At 42.7% G+C, this 23,013-nt stretch carries 17 protein-coding genes; 1 reads left to right on the top strand and 16 read right to left on the bottom strand.

The window, feature by feature from the left end; all coding sequences use genetic code 11:
* Positions 1 to 66: 66 nt before the first annotated feature.
* The 15 genes from C5470_RS04395 to C5470_RS04325 form a co-directional block, all read right to left on the bottom strand.
* On the bottom strand, positions 67 to 990 hold the full coding sequence (locus C5470_RS04395) for a hypothetical protein (protein ID WP_166286270.1): 924 nt from the start codon (positions 988 to 990) through the stop codon (positions 67 to 69).
* Positions 987 to 1,904 carry a hypothetical protein gene (locus C5470_RS04390; RefSeq protein ID WP_166286268.1) on the bottom strand — a complete coding sequence of 306 codons (918 nt, stop codon included), beginning with the start codon at positions 1,902 to 1,904 and terminating at the stop codon, positions 987 to 989. The genes C5470_RS04395 and C5470_RS04390 overlap by 4 nt, the downstream gene beginning before the upstream one ends.
* 2 nt (positions 1,905 to 1,906) lie before the next feature.
* Positions 1,907 to 3,724, bottom strand: coding sequence for a HEAT repeat domain-containing protein (locus C5470_RS04385; protein WP_166286266.1), 1,818 nt, complete (start codon positions 3,722 to 3,724; stop codon positions 1,907 to 1,909).
* 439 nt (positions 3,725 to 4,163) lie between these two features.
* The gene (locus C5470_RS04380; protein ID WP_166286264.1) at positions 4,164 to 9,041 is read right to left on the bottom strand and encodes an RHS repeat domain-containing protein; all 4,878 of its coding nucleotides are present in this window, start codon (positions 9,039 to 9,041) and stop codon (positions 4,164 to 4,166) included.
* Positions 9,042 to 9,176: 135 nt separating this feature from the next.
* Entirely contained in the window at positions 9,177 to 10,193 is a 1,017-nt protein-coding gene (locus tag C5470_RS04375) for a hypothetical protein (protein WP_166286262.1), read from the bottom strand.
* A 21-nt stretch (positions 10,194 to 10,214) separates the two neighbouring features.
* Positions 10,215 to 10,775, bottom strand: coding sequence for a hypothetical protein (locus C5470_RS04370; protein WP_166286260.1), 561 nt, complete (start codon positions 10,773 to 10,775; stop codon positions 10,215 to 10,217).
* Positions 10,776 to 10,830: 55 nt separating this feature from the next.
* Positions 10,831 to 11,076 carry an acyl carrier protein gene (locus tag C5470_RS04365; RefSeq protein WP_166286258.1) on the bottom strand — a complete coding sequence of 82 codons (246 nt, stop codon included), beginning with the start codon at positions 11,074 to 11,076 and terminating at the stop codon, positions 10,831 to 10,833.
* Positions 11,077 to 11,088: 12 nt separating this feature from the next.
* Positions 11,089 to 11,874, bottom strand: coding sequence for a hypothetical protein (locus C5470_RS04360; RefSeq protein WP_166286256.1), 786 nt, complete (start codon positions 11,872 to 11,874; stop codon positions 11,089 to 11,091).
* Positions 11,871 to 13,124: a beta-ketoacyl-[acyl-carrier-protein] synthase family protein gene (locus C5470_RS04355; RefSeq protein WP_242687806.1), complete on the bottom strand. Its 1,254-nt coding sequence runs from the start codon at positions 13,122 to 13,124 to the stop codon at positions 11,871 to 11,873. The genes C5470_RS04360 and C5470_RS04355 overlap by 4 nt, the downstream gene beginning before the upstream one ends.
* A 606-nt stretch (positions 13,125 to 13,730) precedes the next feature.
* Positions 13,731 to 15,269, bottom strand: a complete 1,539-nt coding sequence (locus C5470_RS04350; protein ID WP_207626876.1) for an NAD(P)/FAD-dependent oxidoreductase — start codon at positions 15,267 to 15,269, stop codon at positions 13,731 to 13,733.
* 33 nt (positions 15,270 to 15,302) lie between these two features.
* On the bottom strand, positions 15,303 to 15,701 hold the full coding sequence (locus C5470_RS04345; RefSeq protein WP_166286252.1) for a DUF805 domain-containing protein: 399 nt from the start codon (positions 15,699 to 15,701) through the stop codon (positions 15,303 to 15,305).
* A 73-nt stretch (positions 15,702 to 15,774) separates the two neighbouring features.
* Positions 15,775 to 16,524 carry a cache domain-containing protein gene (locus C5470_RS04340; protein WP_166286250.1) on the bottom strand — a complete coding sequence of 250 codons (750 nt, stop codon included), beginning with the start codon at positions 16,522 to 16,524 and terminating at the stop codon, positions 15,775 to 15,777.
* A 36-nt stretch (positions 16,525 to 16,560) separates the two neighbouring features.
* Positions 16,561 to 17,316, bottom strand: a complete 756-nt coding sequence (locus C5470_RS04335) for a FadR/GntR family transcriptional regulator (RefSeq protein WP_166286248.1) — start codon at positions 17,314 to 17,316, stop codon at positions 16,561 to 16,563.
* 52 nt (positions 17,317 to 17,368) lie between these two features.
* Positions 17,369 to 18,142 (bottom strand): nuclear transport factor 2 family protein, encoded by a 774-nt coding sequence (locus tag C5470_RS04330; RefSeq protein WP_166286246.1) that lies wholly within the window; start codon positions 18,140 to 18,142, stop codon positions 17,369 to 17,371.
* A gap of 15 nt (positions 18,143 to 18,157) precedes the next feature.
* On the bottom strand, positions 18,158 to 19,588 hold the full coding sequence (locus tag C5470_RS04325) for a gamma-aminobutyraldehyde dehydrogenase (RefSeq protein ID WP_166286244.1): 1,431 nt from the start codon (positions 19,586 to 19,588) through the stop codon (positions 18,158 to 18,160).
* 308 nt (positions 19,589 to 19,896) lie between these two features.
* Between C5470_RS04325 and C5470_RS04320 the strand changes: the two genes are divergently transcribed.
* The gene (locus tag C5470_RS04320; RefSeq protein ID WP_166286242.1) at positions 19,897 to 21,504 is read left to right on the top strand and encodes an ABC transporter substrate-binding protein; all 1,608 of its coding nucleotides are present in this window, start codon (positions 19,897 to 19,899) and stop codon (positions 21,502 to 21,504) included.
* Positions 21,505 to 21,831: 327 nt separating this feature from the next.
* Here the strand turns inward: C5470_RS04320 and hcaD are convergent, their stop codons facing one another.
* Entirely contained in the window at positions 21,832 to 23,001 is a 1,170-nt protein-coding gene (gene hcaD, locus C5470_RS04315; RefSeq protein ID WP_152962114.1) for a phenylpropionate dioxygenase ferredoxin reductase subunit, read from the bottom strand.
* Between the last annotated feature and the right edge of the window lie 12 nt (positions 23,002 to 23,013).

The raw sequence follows: 23,013 nt of genomic DNA, 5'->3' as shown, positions 1-23,013 counted from the left end.
TTACCTCTTTTTTTATATTAGATAGCAAAGTGTGCGCCTGAAATGACGCGGTACTATTAACGCTCGCTAAGCCAGCGCTAACATACATTGCTGAGCCTGTGCTCGGACATAACTACTGGGATCACACATGGCAAGACGACATACCTCATCACGATGTTGTGTATCAGTAGAAAAACTCAGCATGGAAACAAAAGCGATAGAACGTAACTCTTCACGGGCATGGTTGCTAGCAATTCTATGCAGGAGTTCTCTGCTACGTTCATTGCCTTCTTTCATCAAAACAGAAAATAAGGCCTTATGTGCACGGAATCGTTCAAACCGCCCTTTTTTAATCCATGCAACCTGAAAGCCAGAATTATTTGCCCTATCCAGATCAAATTCATATTGGCGCTGTCCACGCCCTCTGGGTTGAATGATGATATTGATAGAGACGGATAAATTTGGTGGTGGAAATTGAATATGCATATCTTTACTGCGAAAGAAAAATATGACTTTGCCTGGGGATAACATCTGTTCGCCAAAGTAATTCATAGCGACTTCTTCACCCTCAACGCCATCAACACTGTCATAGTCATACTCATAAAGACGTGTAGTATAACCATCACCAAAAAAGTTAGTTGTCAAAAAATCAAAATTATGGTCATGAGGTTCTAACCAGGAAAATGGCGCAGGTGCGGACTGAGGCCCAGGAGGTAGCCATAGAACCATGCGAATAGCAAATCTCTGGTCGCTATATAGAATAAATGTCGGTGGCTGAACATTGTTTCCAGATTGAAATTGGTTAGGAAATTCTAATTGGTTACAGATGATGTCCAATACTTCCTGCTTGTTAGCCGCAAAATCTACTAACCATTGACTGGCTATTTCTATCTCTTCCCGCTGGTAACGGCCACAGGAAACGTTATCCACCATACTACTGGTCTTCAAAAGCTGAACCAGTTCAGGCAATGCCAATGGCTTACCTGGTTTAGGCGTGAATTCAAGAGTCATGCATTTTTCTCCTGCAAAGTTGCCAACACTGTCTGAATCGCATTACGGACATAGTTGCTGTTATCATCCAATGCACTATCAATCAACGGTTGTGAAGCCTGATGACGAAGAATAGCAGCCCACGCCATCGCTCTGGCTTCTTCTGCCTGGTGAGTTTTAGCAATATGGATCAGCAGTTTTTGTGTACGTGGATTCCCCTGATATGTCATGACTGAGAAGATCGAACGCTGCGAAATTACCCGTTGCAAGCTATTGAATTTTGGTTTGCCAACAATACGCCCCTCCGATTCCGATAGTTCAAAAATCGTTTGACGAGCGGAAGGAACACTTTTAGGAATAATGAGATTCAAAGAAGCTGACAACGAAGCAGGTTCGTGCTGGATGTGTACGTCCTTATTGGCGTAATAATAAATAATATCCCCCTCCTCCAGAAACATATCCCCTGCGTAACTGAGCGGTGTTTCCCCACTGTTGCTCTGCTCAATTGGAGCATAGTCAAAACCATATAGGGAGGTACGGTATCCAGGGCCAAAGAAACCAACACTCATCAGGTCAAATGCATGATCATGGGCATAACGGTAGGAAAAAGGGATACTCCGTGCCTGAAATCCCACAGGGATCCAGACCATCAAGCGCAACACAAAAACTGGGCAAGTGTACAGAACATAACTTTGTGATTGTCCATTATTGGCATACTGAAAAGTTTCAGGAGTCGCTAAGGCGTTACTCACATGTTGCAATACTTCATGACGATTAAGCGCGAAGGCTTTAAGGTGAGATGCCGTATTTAACATATCATCCTGGTTATAACAGGATGCACTCAACCGCTCGATAACGCCGGAATCGGTCAGATATTCGATTAAAGCCGCCAAAGTAATTTGCGCATCAGGTTCAACTGCCAATTTTATTGCCATGTTTAATCCTCCCTTGCAACATCAAATCCATTGAGCTGTAAACTATTTCTTGCCGTTTCACGCATCATCGTATCGGTATCTTCACGGGCTATCTGGTGTAACAATTCCAGACATGCAGCACTATCAATCTGCGCCAGACTTTCTATGGCCTCCCAACGAACAAAATTGGCGTAGTCAGACGTTGCGAGTTTCGTCAGGGCAGCACTTGCGCCATGATATTTCATCGCTCCCAATAGCCGGACATACAGCTGAATACGTGACGCACTTAAGTTAGTGCAAATAGTTTCGATTGGTTGTAAGCTCAGTCGATCGTAAATCCAACTGATCCACCCTTTGGCACCTGAATGTGCAATGAGTAAAAAAGAGCTATCATGATTATCACAACCGAAATCAAGAATATTCTCGTAAGCATTAAAGCGATATAACCGATTTGGCTCGAAAGTGAAAACGCCTAATGAAGTCAATGCTTCTGGTTGCATAAATGGATCATCATGATTAATTTTGCATTTATAATAAGGAATTTGTATTGCTTCTTGTGATGGATTGATGATAAAAGTATCGAACTCATTGACGTACAATTTCTCATTATTCGTTTTACCAATAAAGCGAATAAGTAAATTAAAATTTTTCTGTCGGTGAATATAAATACTATCCTCAGAGAGAAGTTCATATTTATCAGTAATTTCTTTCTTTTCTAACAGATCATTCAGTATCTCAATAATATTATCACGTGATAACTTATTTAAAACCTCACCTACTGACCAAAAATCCCCACCATGACTCTCCATCGTCTTAGAGATTATCTTTTCCAACTGTTCTAATTTTAAAATTTCTTCTGTACTCTGTTCATCAAAATGTAAAGGTTTACACTTTCTTGCTTTTGGCAACCCATTTTTTTCATGTAGAGTCGTAAAATAGCTATCACGTGAATCACGTAGCCAGTCTGACAGAGAGATATTTTTTTCTTCTGCTTCAGCAATAAGATTATCAATGCTTTTTTCAGCGATTAACTGGGTAATACTATTTTTAATGATCATGTTCTCCAAACGATCTTCTGTTTCTCTATTCACTACAATTCCCATTCCAACTGAATATTGTGGTGTATTTCCAATATGATAATGATGTGGTGGAAGAATAAACATATCGCCGGCTTCTATTGTCCAATTATCGGCATAGGGCCGTAGTTTCTCCATATCAAACCGATATCTTATTCCCTCTATTTTTTCAAAAATATCCTTATTGAACAGAGACATTTCTTTGGCATTAGGCCCAAGATGAAAATGCACCACTGAGCTATAAGGATCATCAAGATGGACACCAAACGGTGTGTATCCATAGTTACCAATAAACAGACAAGTTCCTATTAAGGTATTTCTTTCTCCAAGAATTTTTCGCAAAGGAGCAAAAATTGAAGAAACTGCTTGAGAAATATAATCAGACCAACGTTCAGTATCATTGACAATAACACAGAACCGTTCACCCCCAGTCGTTCGCGATATCCAGTTCTCAAACGTCTCGTTTTCATGAGGATCGGTATAAAGGATAGGATCAATGTGTTCCGCACTTAATCGACCCTCTATATACACCCGAAATAAAGATTCCTGAGAAGCCATCATCTCTTTTTTCAAAATGTTAAATAGTGAAAACAAGACATCATCAGAAAACAATTCAGGATCAAAAGCCTCTTTTATTAATTTAGCAGGCATAATCACAGGTGAATTAACCGGATCGTAAGTCTGTTCATCTTCTCTTATCTTATGTATCTGATAATGCTCACAAACCTCATTAAATTTTTTAACATACTTAATATAAGCGTTCATATGAGATTCCGCCTTTTGATGATAGCGAAGGGATAAATAGAGCGGTAGATAAAAAAAAGAATAGGTTAGAATGATAGAATAGCAAGGAAGAATTATATCAGCGCTTTTTTATATGACAGGCAAAAATACACTTTGGAACACATCAATTAAAACAGGAGCCGGATAAAAAAAACAAACTCAAAAATATGATTTAAAAAAAATTTATTGTAGTTGAATAATGAGATAATAATTTATTAAAACTAAAATTATAAACCTAAAAACTAAAGAATTAGAGGTATTAAGTTGATATAAAAATGCAATATATATCACATATTTTATCATTCTTGATATCCTTTTCCCTATCTTTTAACAAGGTCAAGTGCCATACAAAGGCGACGCATGCGTCGCCCAATAGTGATTTTTATTTTCCGTAAGGCTTAACAGTTAGCTCGCAGAATCCTTATATCGTCAAACGCCCTCGCAGCACATTACGGGTTTCAATGGACGATTGACTAAAAATATTTCCGGCACTATTGCGAAACGCCTGATTCACTTCAACGGCCCGAATGGACGGATGAACATTCACAGCTTCCGGCTCCAGTTGGGTAAGACGCGATAAAGTATAGGCTTCACTTCCTTCAGAAGTACCTGTTGATGAACTGAATTCCCAAGTTTGATGATTTACCGCATAAGCTGTACGCGTAAGCTCAATTATCCCCGTAGTCGTCGACACAGCGCTAAAACCTACAGATACCCATCCCAGGATATTAGCTGCATTAGCATTACTGTCTGCAACAGCAGAAGCGGCTATTTCGGTAGAAAGCGACAGAGCATTGGCCCCAAATGATACCGTCGATAAAGCGATATCCCAGTGTCTGCTGGAACGGCTGGCAATTTCACCCAATTCAATAGGTACTGACCCGATAACCCCCGCACTGATTGCTTTAGTACCGTTCCGTACCGAGTTTACTAGCGAAGTGGTAAAGTTTATGGCACTGATACCAAAGCTCAAAACACTTAACCCCAAATTAACCCAATTTAATATTCCAGATGTTTTCGGATCTTTTTCCGATAATGCAGTCGACGCAATTCCTATTGTACTGGCGGCTAGCTCAATGACGGTCGCAGTGATTGCAAGCGTGCTGGTAGAAGCAATAGCACCCAGAGCACCCCCTCCAGCAATGAGACCCGCACTTATTGCCACTCCAGCCCCCAGTGACACAATTCCGACAACGATACCAATTGCACCTAATATAATGCCTAATATCCCTCCCGCACTCAGATGACCATTTAAATCAATTCGGTTTATCGGATCGCCCTGGCAATAAGTATAAGGATTAACCCCTCCCCGACCAAAAGGACTCCAGCTATCCGGGCTGTGAAATCTCATTAAAACTGGATTGAAAACACGATACCCATTACCTAAAAAATACCATCCTGTAACCGGATCGATCTGTGCTCCGCCCAAACCGGGTAACGAAGAAATTAAGCTCCTGAAACCGTAAGGTGTATAGGATAAAGACGTCAATTCTCTTTCGTTCTGACTCGCCACAACGGTGTTATTGCGGTCATTACCATATTGATAATAACTTGATTGACCTTTTACGGTGCTCTGGTGACCAAGCCGTTGTTGATCACTACTCAGCCAGGTAATCGCTTCATCACCCAATTGAGCATTAGTCACTTTACCTGAAGCATAGTGCTGACGATTGACCGTACCGTTCGCTAAGATCTGTGTTGTCAACTTATTCAGCGCATCATACTGGTAGCTGCATATCAGGTTACCTTTACTGTCTTTGACTTGTGACAGGCGATTATTCTGGTCGTAAATGAGAGTCTGACCTTTTTCATCTCGTATCAGGTTACCGTTAGCATCATAACTTAGCTCTATCTGATGCCTATCGCTGGTAATGCGAATAAGTTGGGTCGGATCGACCTTACTGAAATGATAATTGATTGTCTCCTTGCCATCCCGGTATGTATTATCGAGCTGCTTGATATTTCCCCATTGGTCATAATGGTAAATTTGTTGATTCAACACACGACCCGTATGATCAACTGGTGATTGTTCTCCCTCACATTGGTACTGACTTAAACGCTGGTTACTATCATATTGATAGCGTTCATTTTTCATCACCACCCCATCTACCGAAGTGATACGTTGGTTGATTTGATTATTCTTGGTATAACTCAACGTAATAACTTGTATTGCAAAATCACTGACTAGTGTACGTTTTATCTCTCGACCAAAAACATCGTATTCAAGTTTTGTGACTAATTGGGATAATGACGTCGTGTCCGTTGTAGTGGTGGTCACCAATCGCCCAACCTGATCATATTCAAATGTCGCATCTTGTGGACCTTGCTGCGTTTTCGCTAATTTCCCCTGAGCATCGTAACTATAAACATGATCATGACCAAAACTATCTTTATGACGCTGAATCAAGCCAGACATCGTGTAAAGATAATCACCTGATGAAATCGGTTGATTACCCTGCGACAACGATTCCCGTTGTAATACACCAGACGGAAAATAACTGTAACTGCTCTGAGACGCAGTGTCTGATGCAGATAATAAAGCCCCCGTTTTTGCGTGGTAACGAAAATTTTGCTGACTTGTTTCTGTCGCAAATTTGGACATGACACTGCCAAGATGGTACAGATAATCTATATTTTGCTTGGAATGTGAAGGCGTGATGGATTGAATAGGTTTATCGCCTTGAGGCCCATATACATATTCTGATTTACGGCCACCAACCGTATCGTTTACTACACGCCCAAGGCCATCATAGGTTATCGCACCTAACTGTGTGCCATTAACATGCAGTGCAGAGATTAACTCTTCATGGCTAAAACCGGCAAAGACAGATTCTAATACGGTCCCATCCGGAAGCGTTTTTTTCACCGCACGATCAAACACATCGTACGCTATATGTGTGGTATGGCCTTCCGTATCGGTTTCGGTCACATTGCGGCCGAATCCATCATAATGATAGATACGAGAACTGTATATTGTGCTATCCGGATACACAACATTGATAGAACCCGGCTGGTCAAAGTTATTTTGCTGAATATTTAACATTCCCTGTCCTTTCACTCCCTGCATAATTGTCCTTGCAACAGGATTATAAATTTCCAGTTCTATCCGGCCATCGCTGTACTCAGTACTGTAACGGTTCCCCCAGCCATCATATTGATACGTTTTCGTTGTGACCAAAGGCGCAGTCAGGCGGGTCAGAGGATTAGAAGTTAAATCCCATAACCAATCATTTGTGGTTTCTTTAGCCAACTGCCCCAAAGCATCATATTGTCTGGCAACTACTTGGCGATATGTACCCTGATAAATTCCCGATGTCCCCCAGGTACCGTCATCATCCTGTTCTTCAAGCGAACAAATGCGCCCCATGCCGTCATAATGGGTTTTACGTCTGACACCTTGAGAATCAGTCTCTATCATCACCGGCCAGAAACTATTTTCATCACCACCGGGGTATTGATAAGCATAACTACGGTTAATTTCTTTTGTCGTGCCCGGATCGATAATTTGTTCAGTAATGCGACCTAAAAGATCATAGGATTTGTCCGTAATGACATGATTAACATCAACCTCACGAAGTTGCCGCTGTGTATAAATAGAAGTCACATTTTTCGATTGCATTTTTACGCCATCAAAACCCGTTACCGTTGCGGTTGTGGTAATGGTGTTTGTTGAATATTCATATTTAAATGCCGTTACCGTTGACTGATTATTCAGTACAGAAGATATTTTCTCCAACAGACCATGCGTCTTATTCGCAGGTGAATTAACATAAGTAAAGGTTCGTGCTATTTTGCTATCAACTGTTTCTGAAGCCTTGCAGATATATTCTTTAATATAAGCACCGGTGAAAGTTGGCAACTTCTTGTATGTGTAACGAGTCACTTTATCTACTACTTTCTGCGAGGCATCAGGTGATCCTTTTTGCGTAACTGATTTTAAAAACCGGGAAAAACCCAATGGATCCGCAGGGCAATTATTTCCGTCCCCGTTGACAGGATAATAAACATATTCTTTCTGTATCCCACTTTTTTCAGTAACACGTAAAGTATTACCCCAATCATCAGTGACAATATTGACCACCTCTTCCCGTGAAGCATTTGCCTGTAGGTCAGTATAATGTGTCACCACCCGTGATGGTTGCTGTAAATTTTCTGGTTGTTCAGAGAAACTTTTCGACAGATCTTCATTATATTTAATTTCTGTTGTAATTCTTTTATTGTCCTGGGTTTTTGCTTCCTTGGTCATCAAATGGAATTTATTAAACACTCTTTCCGTTGATGAAACTACTTTTGTGCCATCTAAAACACGTTCAATTGATGAATAATTATATATCCCAGTGACCAAATATAAATTATCTTGACTGGAATCAATGCTTGTCCGACCAGAAGAGTATCCCAAAAAATTATGTACCGAGCTGTATTCATAGGATTTTCTAATTGCCGGTTGCCCATTGCCAGGTTGGATAGTCAATGCAGCAGCATAAGGAATATATTCGGTATCTGTCACTTTATGCCCATTATCTTTATAACTCACCAGTTCAATATAACCGGTTGGTGTACGGAAAGTATCTATAACTGGAAATAGACCCTGCAATGTTTTATAGGTCATTTTAAATCTTGCAGAATCAATAGGGCCTGAAGCATCATAAGGCACTGTTACGGTAATCAAATAATCATTCCGATAATCAAACGATATTCTTGCAATGACATTATTATCATCAGGGTATTCAACTGAGGTACAATTAACTCCATCGTAATTGAGTTTAAGATAGGTTTTCCCAGTTGCACGATATTTTATTTCGGATAATTCAATTCTTGAATTATAAATAAAATCAAATGCTTCACCGTCAGGAAATTCAATTGCGGTGGTTTTCGCAATGTCACTTGACCCAATTCGTTTAAGTATCTCTATAACACCATTCTTATTATAAACATAGAAAATATTGCTATCGAATTTATGTACACGCAGATCTTTTAATTTTTTATCTTTAAAGCTGATATCATAACCATTAGGTGGAAGTGGTTTACATTTAAATTGCTCCCCATTTGCTCTTCTAAATGTTAATGTTTTCACATCCAATGTCGTTAATGAAAATCTCCAGCCAATACCGAACCCACTATTTAAAGTCGTTAATGGTGAAAATGATAGACTCAGTGCTTGCTCCAGATTACCTACATTATTTGGTCTTAACGTGATAATATTGATATTTGCACTATACTGACCTGTTCTGGGATCGACGCCTGTATTAATATAAGATCCAAAGTTAAAGGCATTGGAGTATATATCGTCAGCTTTCATTTTAAATTTCCTGTTTAATTAAGGTTATAGTCAGGTAAAATATTCTTATTTATCAATTTACGGACGACAACAGATACTAAATTGCTGGTAAACGCACAAGTGATTACCAGCAATAAATAGAGTTGGAAAAGTAACTTATATTCTCGTTATTCTCAGTTCACGCCCTGTATTAAAAGATGATATTTTAAATTTATGTTGGCAACCGTAATTATCAATAATTGAGACTTCGTAGCCTTGATCATGATGACTACTCGTCCATGAACACCCCGTAACCTGGAGTACCTCAGCCGCAAGCTGAGTGTCTGGAATAGTCACAGAATAAGAATGGTCAATAACACATCCTCCATTCACATTATCACGTGCATTTACAGATGAAGTTCCTCGTTTAAATACTCTTCCTCTTGTCAGGAATCGTTCATTTGATGAGTCTTTACCAAGAGCATATATACTATTAACAGTCCTGTCATTCCCCTCAAAAATCCTCAAATTATAGGGTAATGTCCATGTGTAAAGATTGATTGTCTGATGATGGGTATCTGATTTTGTAGGGTTTTCTTCTTTGTCGGATAATTTCTTTATTGATTCATGCAATTGATTGGCATTAATCGCATAAGGCACGATGGCTTCTAATGAAATTTTACTATCAAAAACATCATCACCAACTGACATATTAGTCGTTAGTGTACGTTTCCCTGTTGTATCTTCGAATGTCATTTTGGCCATCAACTGCTCTATTCCTGTTTTACCACTACTTACATAACGATAGATAATTTCAGGAACACTCTTAACATTCGCACTCTGTTCATTCTGTTGATGGTTTTCGTTTGTACAGCAATCGCCAGCATGATCTGTGACTGGCTCATCAAATGAAGCATTATAAGCACCATTCAATAACCCAAACACATATCTACCCCGAGTATCTGTTGTTGTCCATCCTGAAGGCATTTTTAATTGATCATAGCTCAGGCTATCACTTAATGCCGCTACCTGTATCGATCTTTTTTCAGCATCGCTAAGCGCTATCTTTACCCAATTATTGCCATTATATTCCTGCTTAAGTACAGAAATTTTTACCATGGATTGATGACGCCCATTAGCATAAAAACGGTTATCAGTTTTCTCAATAGTAAATGTTGTGATTTTCTTTGCCATAATACCCTCCAATCTTGCGAATTAAGCTGTAATAGAAATAATATCAAGTTCAAAGCCATAGAATGGCCCTTGTAACTCAGGGATAATTCTAATGCGATAATGCCTTGATAATTCGTCATTAAATTCTTTCAGGGCATTCATAATAAATTCGCTGTATTTTCCCTGTGCGAAAAAGACGAATTGAGTGGTTGAGGGCGTGATAGAAACATATTTACAAAGTGCTTGACGTAACGTTTTAATAAATAGCGCACTATCTTCATCTAATTCGAACAGTTTTCTATCTGTCGTTGTCCTATCCATATAATTACCTTCACCTAAACTATAAAGGTTTATTTCTCGATGGTCACGACGAAGTAAAAACTGTTTATTTATATCCAGATCAAATACTTTAGGTTCAACGGTCGGATCAAGTAAATGTTTTGGAATAACAAATTCAATCAAGAAACGACGCTTATTAACAATAATAGGCAGGTGTTCCAGACCAGCTGAGAAGTAACACAGATTCCCAACCCATGAAGAATCTTCTGTTTCCGAATATCCGGAATATAGAGCAGAAAATTTACTTTTTTCTATAATATTCATTATAACTCCTAAAATATTAGTGGTAGTAAAAAATAGTATTAAGTAAAAACTCAGCCTATAACTGCGATTTCACATAATGAGTAAGTTCATTTAATGTTAAAATAGAATGATCTGAAAAAAGCTCGGCTTTAATACTAATACGATACGTTTCCAATATAAACACTTGAATTTCCACATAGTCAAGACTATCAAATTTAAGCGAAACAAAAGAGGATTCTGGTGTTATTTCTGTCTCTTCTATATCTTTCATCATTAATATTCTATTTTTTACCTCAGTAAAAATGTCACTTTGTGTAGGCATTCTGCATTCCTTTTATTCCATTTTAGAGATAATTGAAATCTTTGAAACAAAAATAGGATTTTCATTATATAAACATCGATAATGAAAAATACGGACATAGTCTTTAGGACCATTTTTAATCAATAATGGAGGGTTTAATTCAATACAAATATTCGGCGAAGACAGTAATTCTGTGCTATAAACAACCGTTTTCTTAATCTTTATCCCTTGCCCGGTATGTAAAGTAAAAGATCGGTTCAAATAATCGTTTAACTGATTAAAATGGTAGTGTTCAAAATTAAGAAAACTTGTAGAATTAATGACAAAATGAAATGCAAGCGCATCCAGAAACCACCCAACAGAAGTAACACTGGGAAAATAATGTTTAAAGATGACATGTTTTTTATCAATATCTCTCTCGGTTATCGTTAGCTTTTGACAGTTATCCTGAATGACCCAATCTTCAATTGATGCCACTGTATTCTCTACACGGGTATTGCCGGACAATGTGCTTTTCCTGCATGGATTTTCCAGTTTAAACGTTTTGCTTTTAGCATCAATGTTCAGTTGATGTGGTAATGCGGTATAAACATATTGACGGAATAAAGCATCAATATTCAGTACCTCAGCGGAAAAAGCTGAAAATAATTGAGCAAATTGTTGCCGTACATAAAGAAGACTCAACATGCCTTGTACGGGATATTGCTGCATATTGTGCAAAGACTCGCTTTTCTCTGGATAATGAATGGGGTTAAAATCCCCAGAGAAGTTTGACCAGTGTTTAATATCTTCTATTCCAAAAATCAACATTTCAATCACCTTACCTTAGAGATAACCAATGCCGCGTTATGCCCCCCAAAACCTGCACTGATATTAAGAGTCACTTCTGGTTGAGCCGTATAACAATGTTGATTAGGTAAATAATTAAGGTCGCAATCTGGATCAGCCCGATGTAAATTCAATGTTGCCGGTAAACAATTTTCAGCCAGTGCTTTCACACAAACAATGGTTTCAAAACTACCTGCGGCAGCAATAAGGTGACCTGTATAAGATTTTGTACTTGATATAGGTACCTGATAAGCATATCGGCCCAATGCGGCTTTAATTGATTGTGTTTCATAAAGATCATTTAAAGGTGTAGATGTGCCATGAGCATTAATGTAGTCAATATCTTCCGGCGAAATTTGTGCCTGCTCAATGGCTTTAGTTATTGCTAATATCTTAGGTTCAATATCTTCTGTTGGCCGGGTTAAATTGGCGGCATCTGAATATTGGGCGTAACCTTTAATTTCCGCCAAAATGACCGCGCCACGCGCAACCGCCGAATCATAATCTTCCAGACAAACCACCGCCGCGCCTTCCGCCAGCACAAACCCGGAGCGATCAAGACTAAATGGGCAGCATGCAAGATTCGGGTCTATTTGTTCTTTCGATAATGCATTGAGTACATCAATACTCCAAATATTACATTCTCGAGTGAGTGATTCAGCAGCCCCGGCAATCATACATTTTGCACGGCCTGAGCGAATAATTTCAAATGCATCTCCTATCGCCATTGTTCCCGTTGCGCATGCCGCCATAATGGTATTCTGGTAACCACGTAATCCATACATGATCGAGCATGCCGCCGTCATGGAACTTGGCATAGTGATAAGATTGCTCATGGGATGAGCTAATTTTACTTCCTTATATTGACAAGCATAATCTCCGACACTATCGATAGCACCCCAACCACTGCCAAGAATTATCCCACATTCGTATTTATCATAATATTCAACCGGAGATACATTTGCGCCAAATGCTTGCGCGAAAGCCTGATGAGTGGCTTTCAACGCTATTTTTCCACAATCAGAAAGCATATGCGTTAACTTTTTCGGCAAGAGCTGATAGCGTGATGGATTTGGTGCAAGGAAAGAAAAGAAACGTGAGTGAATAAATGAGTTAGGAAATTCAATTCTGTGAAATTGATGTCGTTTCTCGATAATACTTTGCCAACATGATTCAACATCTTCACCAATCGGTGTTACGGCGCCCATACCGGTAATAACAACTCTTTGGGTTCTCTGCATATTGGTTACCATTCATACATGGATTGAGAATGTCAATTTTCTAGTTATAAAAGTAGGCTAATGAAGATATATCACCATAATCATAAATAAGTATTTTCAATATTTCGGCCAATAGAATTTCTATTATGTGAATTATGCAAGATGAATTGATAAATTATTTCCTTCCAGTGATAAAAGCAATAATAAATATCCACTAATAAACATATTGTCATTTTAATATCATAAGATTATTAATCAGCATGATATTCATGCCAAAATATCATGATAAATTCTACGGATTTATTTCCTATAAATTAATTATTCTGTTTAATAAATATTATCATTCTACCGCATATGCTCATTTCTAATCAGCCTCACGCAGTGAGTAGAGTAACACAGTCTAACTTTATCCGTATCAAAACATATACCCCGTTCCCTTGTTTGTAATATATCACCCAGTTCTGTATAAATAATCAGCAGAATTACTGAGGATTAATACGCCACCATTTTCGCGCACGTTGTCAAAAAAACGCGCGCGGCTACGCACACGATTAAGCAACCTTTTCTTGTCTGGTGTCAATTCAGCAAGTGCCCGTGCCGGAATCGGGAAACCCCACGCCCTGCTGCTCAGAACGAAACCATCTCTGCCGGATTAAACGTGCTTACCACTCCCAAAACCCCCTTAACCAACGGAATGACTACCGGAGAGAAATAGGAGCCTAGCGGAATACTCGTGTGGTCAATGCGGGTAAGCATGGTAAAGTCGTCGTTGCATCCGGTAAGATCGTCGCTGATAGCTTTGCCAATGCGCACCGTCTGCGCCACTCCATGACCGCTCCAGCCATGTACCATATACACGGGTACGCTGTCGCCGCTCTTGCGGGCGTCGAGGGCACCGTTCAGGGTAAGATCGCTGATCCCGCCCCAGGAATATTCTAGTTCGTTTTTTTCCAACTGCGGGAACACGGTTCTGATACGCTCAAGCAGATAGTTGTTCACATCACGCGGTGACCAGGAGTTGCCAGTACCCTGTCCACCAAACAACAGGCGGTTGTTGCGCACCGCACGATAGTAGTCGACCTGTAATTGTGTATCGTAGACCGGCAGATCTGACGGGATAAGCTCTTTGACATCCACTGGCAACGGCGGCGTTACTGCCACATAGGTGAAAAAAGGCACCGTAGTAGAAGGGCCAGAGATAAACTCACCCGTTGAGACATGCACACCCAACACCACGGCTTTACTCGCCCTGATAGTCCCCCGCTCAGTTTCTACGACTGTGCTACCAGCATCCTGCCTGATGCCCTTCACTTTCGTGCTGTCATAGATTCGCCCACCCAGTCTGGCGAAGCCATAAACCAAACCACGCAACAGTGCCAGAGGCTGGACCTGCCCGCCGATACTGTCGATATTTGCTCCATGGTAAATACCCGAACGCACATACTCTTCCTGCAATTCGTGCGGTCCGATAACCTTCATTGCTGTATCTCCCATTTGGCGCCGGGCGTCAGCATTAGCCACCAGCGGCCCCATGTGGCCTGCGTGCACCGCAACAGTGATATGACCATATTTGCGGTCACATTCGAAACTGTAACGTTCACGGAGTTCATCCACGAGATTCATCGCTTCAACCGAAGCAAAACGCCATAGGCGTTTAGCCTCATCGAATGAAAGTTTTTCCAGTATAGTTTCAGCTTCCCAGCGTGCGAGTCCGGGGGTCATCTGTCCCCCATTGCGGCCAGAAGCGCCTGAACCAATGTTATCCTTTTCAACCAAGATCACGTCCACGCCCGCCTCAGCAAGATGCAATGCCGTGGAAGCACCCAGCAACCCACCGCCGATGACCACAACCTCGCAGTTCTGATCTCCAGGCAGGCTTCCAAAAGCTGACCAGTCAGCCAGAGAAGCTTCATAATAGTTAGCTGGCATGGCGTCAGCAGCAGCAGCGTCTTTATGCCAGTTCCAGATACGCGGATCCAGCCCCAACCGGCTGGCTCTGTGCTGCGCATCCTCTAACAGTGTCGGCCGGAGCTTATCAAAATTGACGGCAGGGGCATCGGCCATGGTTAAGGTTCGGGCGAGCAGGGATAAGTTGGGAAGTACGGATGAAAGTACTCCCACCCCAGCGAGCGTCGCGGTGGTAGAGATAAAGTCTCTTCTGTTCATTGTTATTTCAGCACTCCTGTCATGATCTTGAAATCACCCGCTGGCTTGGTCTGGGGCGTTTCCCTGTGAGTGAATCCGGCTCTCTAAGCTGTATTTATTGCTGCCAGAGCTCCCTTTCAGACCGGCGAGAATTAGCAAGATAACAGTGCCGATAAGCGGTATGAAATGCAGCAATAACCACCAAGCGCTGCTGTTGATGTCGTGCAAGCGGCGGGCACTCACTGCTAGTGCGGGCAAAAACGTGAGCAGCAGATAGACGGCGCTGAACCAGCCCATATAAATTTCAGGATTGGCAACGGCAAAGTAGCTTTCAAGGAAAGAGATAATAAATACAGCCAAAATCTGGAACAGAACAAAATACCAGAACTCTTTACGCCGGGCTCGCCCCCTGAAGCATGCATAGTTCTTCAATACATTTAAATACCAGTGCATTGTTGTCCCCTCTTGTGAAGTAGCAGGTTCTACCTACAGTTCAGCCAGATCGAGCAGCACAGACTCCAAAATGTCAGGCAGACGCCCGATGTGATTCGGTGTGTGATAACGGCAGGATCACCAGACGCAGTGAAGGTACTTCACCATCGGCTGATTGATTAACGTCCTGACATTTCCATAGTGAACCAGAACGCACTCCCGGCACTGTCGAGGTCACGACACGCGCATCGTCATTAATGACCAATGCTGGCTTACCAATGGCTCCCAGAGCTGGCAGAAGTAACCGATCCAGCGTCGAAACCAATATATCCGCCGCCGCAACACCAGCAAAATTCTCACCGATGAGTACCGGATGGGCTATTGTAATCGTGTAGGCCCCGTTACAGACATAATCCACATAGGGACCGTCAATGAAGGGAAGATGGCAACCTGCCGGCTGCCGGAACCAGTCAAACAACCGGAAGTCCAGATGCCTGCGCTGCTCCTGATTATGTTCCAGTTGTGCTTGTTGAATGGTACTCCCTTCCTGACGCCACCACTCCAACGTCCAGTAACCTCCCTCCTCCCCAGCCGTCTTCGGTGACGCGTAACTGGCAAACCCCGCCCCGTTACACCAAGCGTTGCTGTGCAGTACATCGTGGATATGTTTTTGCAATGCAGTGCGCTGCTCCCGCGTTAGGCGGGTACCTTCTGTATAATGTAACGGTATCTCCGATAAAATACGCGCCGTCGCATCTGCCAGGGCTGCGGTGGCCCTCTGTGCCGAGGTCAGGATATCGTCCAGGATATTCCTGGCCCGTTCTGCATGTATGTTGTTGTCCATGTGCCACTTCCTTATCCTGGGATGAATGCAGCCGCGTTACTCGCAAGCCGGTCTCTGCAAGAACGGCGCATCAATATCCATGCACAATTTGCATTCAAGCAGGTGGTCGGTAATTCGGGTAATCATCCTCTGCGCCAGCCGATAGCAAACGAAGTCGTCAGCCTTATGTAGAGCGTCAAGGAGTGAACGCCAGGCGGTGACAACCTCGCTGTGTACAGCTGCCTCTCGGTACAGAAGCGCCACCAGAGGCGTCCATTCGGCCTGAATCTCCAGCTCCTGGTTGGCAAGCCTGGCCGACTGGGCCTGGGATGCCAGGGTTAACAGGCAGCGCATATCTGCCTGTATGCGGGCATCCGGTTGCGTCGCGGCGGCAAAACTGTCGATCAACTGCCCAAGTTTGTGCAGTTCACCCGGCGTTGAACGTTGCGCCGCAAGCCTCGCGCTGTGGCCGATCACCGCACAGTGAAATTCGCTGAAATCCGCTAACTCACCTGAAGCCATCAACCGCAACGGGTGATATTTCCGCGTTGTCTCAACGGGAACCTGACACACGAAACTACCGCCATGACGTCCGCGCCGGGTATCGATCAACTGCCTGGTGCGCAGCGTATTCAGGGCATCTCGCACAGTTACCGGCGACACACCCAACAAACGTGACAGCTCGTTTTCATTAGGCAATTGCTCATCGGTTTTTAATACCCCAGAGATGATCGCGTTGCTTAAACGTTCCACAACCTGTTCGGTCCGGGTGGCCTGATCGAGCGGGGCGTAGACGATGGAATATGCCATCATTCTTTAATTCCTGATTGAAAAAACACGGATTCCAGCCTGTCTGCAAACGACACTAAAAAATACCGTGGCGATGCAGCGCTTTTGCATCCTCCGGTACCGGGGTGATTGCATCCCAAAGCTCAGCCACTTTACCGTTCTCAATGCGCCATAGCTCGAAGTAGCTATGACGCTCTCCGGCGATACTCCCCTCCGAATGGGTCAGAACAAACTGCCCATCGGCTACCGTACGGTGAATTTTGGCGTAATGCAGGCCCTGCCCTTCATCCCTAAGTTGCTTAAGATACGAGATGACCCCAGCCGTACCATCGGGAATATCGGGGCTGTGCTGGCGAAAAAATTCACCATTAGTGTAGTTCACAAACTCTTCGTAGTGACCCTCGATCAGGGTACGTGTAAAAAAGTTGACCACCAGCTCGCGATTCTTCTCCCGGTCATGACCATGGCCTGCTTCAGTCGGGCCGTCTAATTGAGTCCGGCCACTGGCGTTGGGTTCGGCCTGTGGTACCAGGCCGTCCCAGTGCTCCACGATTAAGCCGTCGGCAACCCGGTACAGATCGAAACCGACCAGCGGCCGGTCGTCTAATTCCGTAAAACGACCGTGGATGGCGACCAGATCACCATCTTGCAGTACACGATACGTTTCGTGATGCAGTTCAGGATGTGTCCGGACCAACTCACGCAATCCGGCAAGACCCTCTTTGACCAACGGGGAATGTTCGATGAAATGCGGCGCAAAATAACGCTCAAGCGCCCCTAAATCACGGTCAGTAAACAACTCATGGTGCGCACGCGACACCAAGTCGCGTGGAGATCTATTCTGAATCATGACGGATGTCCTGTGTCAGTCGTTGGAACTCATCACGTGTTTGATACGCGTATATTCATCGAAGCCATAAGCCGACAGATCTTTACCATATCCAGAACTCTTGAAGCCGCCGTGCGGCGCTTCTGCCGTAAGAGGAATATGGGTGTTAATCCAGACGGTACCGAAATCGAGTTCACGTGACAAACGCAACGCGCGGCCATGATCGCGAGTCCAGACACTGGAGGCCAGTCCGTATTTCACGTCGTTAGCTTTCTCTATGGCATCCTGTTCATCGCGGAACTTCTGCACCGTGATAACCGGGCCGAAAATCTCGGTCTGGATTGCTTCATCGTGCTGTTTCAGACCGGTAATTACCGTAGGTTCAAAGTAATAACCCGAACGTTCGGCCTGACGGCCTCCTGTTTCGATACGGGCATAAGCGGGCAGACGCGCAATGAACCCTTTAACCTGTTCCAACTGACGAGCATTATTAAGCGGCCCATACAGCGCCTCTTCATCTTCCGGATAGCCAAAACGGGTAGCTTTAGCTGCCGCCACCAGTTTGGCGACGAAGGTATCGTAAACAGATTCATGCACCAGCACACGCGAGGCTGCCGTACAATCCTGACCCGCATTGAAGTACCCCGCGGTAGCTATGGTTTCCACCGCTTTATCCATATCTGCATCGGCGAAAACAACCACCGGCGCTTTGCCGCCTAGCTCTAAATGTGCTCTGGTGAGATTAGCCGCCGCCGAAGAGGCAACCTGCAAACCTGCACGCACGGAACCCGTGATGGAAACCATAGCCGGCGTTTTGTGCGAAACGACCAGAGCACCCGCACTGGCATTACCCAACACCACGTTGAATGCACCTACAGGGAAGAACGGAGCGGCCAATTCAGCCAGCAACAGAGTACTTTCCGGTGTGGTATCGCTCGGTTTGAGTACCACAGTATTGCCCGCTGCCAGCGCAGGCGCTATCTTCCATACTGCCATCATTAGCGGGTAGTTCCATGGCGTAACTTGCCCCACCACGCCCAGTGGTTCGCGCCGGATGCTGGTCGTCATACCAGGAAGATATTCAGCCGTCGCTTTGCCTTCCAGAAAACGGGCGGCGCCAGCGAAGAAACGGATATGATCCACTGACGTCGCAACTTCCTCAGAGGCAATCAGATGCTTGAGCTGCCCCGTATTGCGGCTTTGCGCTTCGATCAGACGTTCAGCGTTTTTTTCCACCGCATCGGCTAATGCCAGCAACGCCTGCTGACGTGCTGACGGTGTGCTGCGCCCCCAGATCTTGAACGCCTCTTTAGCCGATGCATAAGCTTCATCAACATCCGCTATAGTCGCGTTAGGAGAACGTGCATAGGCTTCACCCGTGACCGGGCTTACCAAGTCAAAATATTCGGAACTTTTAGATTCAACATACTGACTATTAATGAAATGCCTGAGCGTTGTTACCGCCATGGTTATCTCCTGATGGATTGGATAATATAAAATATAACCTATAACTTAATATATTCAATTGCTATATAGATGTTAATTTTTCAACTAAAAGAAAGAATAAAAGAATAATTAGATACATAGATGTAACTTTCGACATTTCTGTTCAGGAAAATATGCTGCTCTGTGAGCAGGATCTAAGATTTTTTTAACCGGAAGAAAAAATTCGGGGGCTATTCCTCGGCAGGGTTATTTACAATCGAGCCAATATCAGATATTGCTCAACTTGCAACATCAATATTAAAAAACGAAGCCTTATTGGAGAAATCACGATGAAAAAGACAATAAAAAATATATTTTTATTCACAGGAATTATATTTGGAAGCTTGACATTATCTCATGCGGCAATTATTCCACCTGGTACAAAACTGGCAATTAATCAGGATATTGTTCTTCATAATGGTTCAGAACCTGCGTCTCTTGATGTCCATAAAGTTGAAAGTGATGTTGAATTTGATATTATTCATGATTTCTTTAGTGGATTAATTGACACAGGCATTGATGGTAAGTTAAAGCCCGATTTAGCCATCAGTTGGGAAACCAAAGATAATAAAGTGTGGTTATTTCATTTAAGAGAAGGAATAAAGTGGTCTGATGGTTCTCCTATTACTGCCCATGATGTGGTTTTTAGTTGGCGACGTTTAATTGATCCTCAAATGGCATCTCCATATGGCAGCTATATTGAAAACATGTATATAGCCAATGCCAAAGATATTCTTGCCGGAAAGAAAAAAGTCGATGCGTTAGGTGTCAAAGCATTGGATGATATGACGGTAGAAGTGACATTAGAACAGCCGCTATCCTATTTCTTACAGATGGTGGCACATCCGGTAATGGTGCCTATCAGCCAAAAAGCGGTTGAAAAATATGGTGAGAAATGGACTCAACCGAATGTGTTTGTCAGTAGTGGCCCGTTTAAACTGGCTGAATGGATCGTCAATGAAAAAGTCATTGGTATCAGAAATCCACAATATTGGGATAATGCACATACCGTTATTAATAAAGTCACCTATCTTGCCGTCACATCAGACACAGCGGTGGTAAACCGTTATTTAGCAGGTGAAATAGACATAACAAAAAGTATCCCATCAACTTTATTTAACTCCTTAAAAACCAAGTTAGGTAGCCAGGTTCACATTTCACCTAAATTAGGGGTTTATTATTACGAATTTAATACCCAAAAAGCACCTTTTAATGATATCAGAGTCAGACAAGCATTAAATTTGGCTTTAGATAAAACCATCATCGCAGACAAGGTATTGGGTCAAGGTCAAAAAGCCGCTTATAATAATACCCCGCCGAATACCGGAGGAATGAATTTAAAACAGCCTGATTATGCATCATGGACACTGGCGAAAAGAATTGAAAAAGCCAGGACCTTATTGAATGAAGCGGGTTATAACAGAAATAATCCGTTAAAATTTAATCTTCTTTATAATACATCAGAAAGTCATACAAGGATTGCTATTGCCGTATCTTCAATGTGGAAGAAAAATCTGGGCGTAGATGCTGTCTTACAAAATCAAGAATGGAAAACAATGCTAGACACAATGCATCAAAGTCATTTTGATGTGGTGAGATATGCATGGATAGCTGATTACGATCACCCAGCCTCATTTTTAAATAACTTTGTGACCAACAGTTCTAATAATACATCATTATATAGTAATGATATTTACGATGATCTGATGCAAAAAGCCAAAACGACAAACGATATAAAATATTTCCAGCAAGCACAAGATATTCTTACAAGAGAGGTACCGTCAATTCCTATTTATTACTATGTCAGTGCCAGACTAGTAAAACCTTATATTGGCGGATATTATATCAGCCCGCTTGGTTTTATATCATTGAAAGATCTTTATATTATTGAACATTAATAAGATAGTATTTAACTTATTGCATTACTTAAATAAATATTACGGTTTAAAACAGTTTGATTCGTTTTTAACCGTAATGTTTGAATCGACTTCCTTAATCAATGAATCTGGCACACCAACTTCAACGGCAAGCTTCCTCCAGGTAGAGACCTTTTCTATGGTTTCATCAATAATTCCGTTGATCATTTCTCTGGTGAACAGTGGGCTTAGTTTATAGCAAATAGATTCCATGTAATGACTATCGGTGACCACTTGGACAGCCACCGATATTCGATAATAAAACAGTTCATCACCCGTCTATCTCTATAAAATTAACGTGTTCAAACGCTACACCTCAATCGCCATAGGATTAGAGAGTAATTTCCGTAAATTCCGCATTTCTCTTCCCTGATTAATCGCGACAGCACCCACTAAAACTTCATTTTCTGTACCCAATAAAATGGCTTTATCTGATTGCAGATCACCTTGGATATGCCACTCCTCAGCCTGCATTTTGCCAACCATCTGAATGTTAATGCCCCATTGATCTGTCCAAAACCACGGAACACTTGGCTGTGGAGGCTTCAGTCCCATCATTGCATGTGCGGCGATAGTTGCCTGACGGTTAGCATTTTCCCAGGTTTCACGACGTTGGAGATCCCCAGTTATTGGCTCTTTCTGAAGGCAAACATCCCCGGCAGCAAAAATATCCGGTTCAGACGTCTGGCAACAGCTGTCAATGACTATACCACCATTAGTAACCAATCCGGCATCAGCAGCGAGCTTGTCCCTGAATTCCGCACCGATACCATAAATAATAATATCTCCGATCACCTCTTCTCCGGTGTTCAGTATAAGCACTAATTCATTCTCCTGCCTTTGTGCGGAAACAATATTGATATCAAGGAAGAATTGCACCCCTTTTTCCTGATGGCGATTTAAAAGATAATCCTGCAACAACGGAGGTGCACAACGCCCCATGATGTTATCCGCCTGTTCGATAACCGTCACATTTGCACCCATTTCACAGGAGGTTGCCGCCAGTTCCAGACCAATAACACCTCCACCGACAATCAAAACCCGTTTACCTTCTTTCACCGCCTGGCGTAAGCGTTGCGCATCATCCAGTGTTCTCAGGGTATAAACATTCTCACCGAGTTGATCAAGTAACGGAAACCGCTTGGCTCTTGCCCCCATCGCGAGCAGGAGTTTGTCATACCTGAGCTTGTCGCCATCTTCCAAAACGACGCAATGTTCCGCGGGAATAATACGACTGACCGGCTGACCCATGCGTAAATCTATCCGATTTTTCAGATAGAAATCTTCGGAGAACAAATATTTCGGTTCTTCCTCCGGGTTCATTAAATACTCTTTTGATAAAATAGGCCGCTCATAAGGTGCATGATATTCTTTACCAATTAAAATAATATCGCCATCAAACTGTTGCTGCCTTAAGGTTGCGGCGGCCATCGCCCCCGCTTGCCCTGCTCCGACAATAATAAAAGTCTGATCTCGCATATTATGCCCCCA

Origin of the sequence: Photorhabdus stackebrandtii, from assembly GCF_011189495.1 — a bacterium.
Classification (GTDB): domain Bacteria; phylum Pseudomonadota; class Gammaproteobacteria; order Enterobacterales; family Enterobacteriaceae; genus Photorhabdus; species Photorhabdus khanii.
Note: the sequence above shows the minus strand (reverse complement) of the source record. Positions and strands in the feature narration are given on the sequence as shown.

Coding starts and splice junctions, on each gene's coding strand:
- C5470_RS04385 (WP_166286266.1), bottom strand. CDS start 3,724: ATGAACGCTTATATTAAGTATGTTAAAAAATTTAATGAGGTTTGTGAG.
- C5470_RS04380 (WP_166286264.1), bottom strand. CDS start 9,041: ATGAAAGCTGACGATATATACTCCAATGCCTTTAACTTTGGATCTTAT.
- C5470_RS04365 (WP_166286258.1), bottom strand. CDS start 11,076: ATGCCTACACAAAGTGACATTTTTACTGAGGTAAAAAATAGAATATTA.
- C5470_RS04370 (WP_166286260.1), bottom strand. CDS start 10,775: ATGAATATTATAGAAAAAAGTAAATTTTCTGCTCTATATTCCGGATAT.
- C5470_RS04335 (WP_166286248.1), bottom strand. CDS start 17,316: ATGATGGCATATTCCATCGTCTACGCCCCGCTCGATCAGGCCACCCGG.
- C5470_RS04340 (WP_166286250.1), bottom strand. CDS start 16,524: ATGGACAACAACATACATGCAGAACGGGCCAGGAATATCCTGGACGAT.
- C5470_RS04320 (WP_166286242.1), top strand. CDS start 19,897: ATGAAAAAGACAATAAAAAATATATTTTTATTCACAGGAATTATATTT.
- C5470_RS04330 (WP_166286246.1), bottom strand. CDS start 18,142: ATGATTCAGAATAGATCTCCACGCGACTTGGTGTCGCGTGCGCACCAT.
- C5470_RS04375 (WP_166286262.1), bottom strand. CDS start 10,193: ATGGCAAAGAAAATCACAACATTTACTATTGAGAAAACTGATAACCGT.
- C5470_RS04355 (WP_242687806.1), bottom strand. CDS start 13,124: ATGCAGAGAACCCAAAGAGTTGTTATTACCGGTATGGGCGCCGTAACA.
- C5470_RS04325 (WP_166286244.1), bottom strand. CDS start 19,588: ATGGCGGTAACAACGCTCAGGCATTTCATTAATAGTCAGTATGTTGAA.
- C5470_RS04350 (WP_207626876.1), bottom strand. CDS start 15,269: ATGAACAGAAGAGACTTTATCTCTACCACCGCGACGCTCGCTGGGGTG.
- C5470_RS04345 (WP_166286252.1), bottom strand. CDS start 15,701: ATGCACTGGTATTTAAATGTATTGAAGAACTATGCATGCTTCAGGGGG.
- C5470_RS04390 (WP_166286268.1), bottom strand. CDS start 1,904: ATGGCAATAAAATTGGCAGTTGAACCTGATGCGCAAATTACTTTGGCG.
- C5470_RS04395 (WP_166286270.1), bottom strand. CDS start 990: ATGACTCTTGAATTCACGCCTAAACCAGGTAAGCCATTGGCATTGCCT.
- hcaD (WP_152962114.1), bottom strand. CDS start 23,001: ATGCGAGATCAGACTTTTATTATTGTCGGAGCAGGGCAAGCGGGGGCG.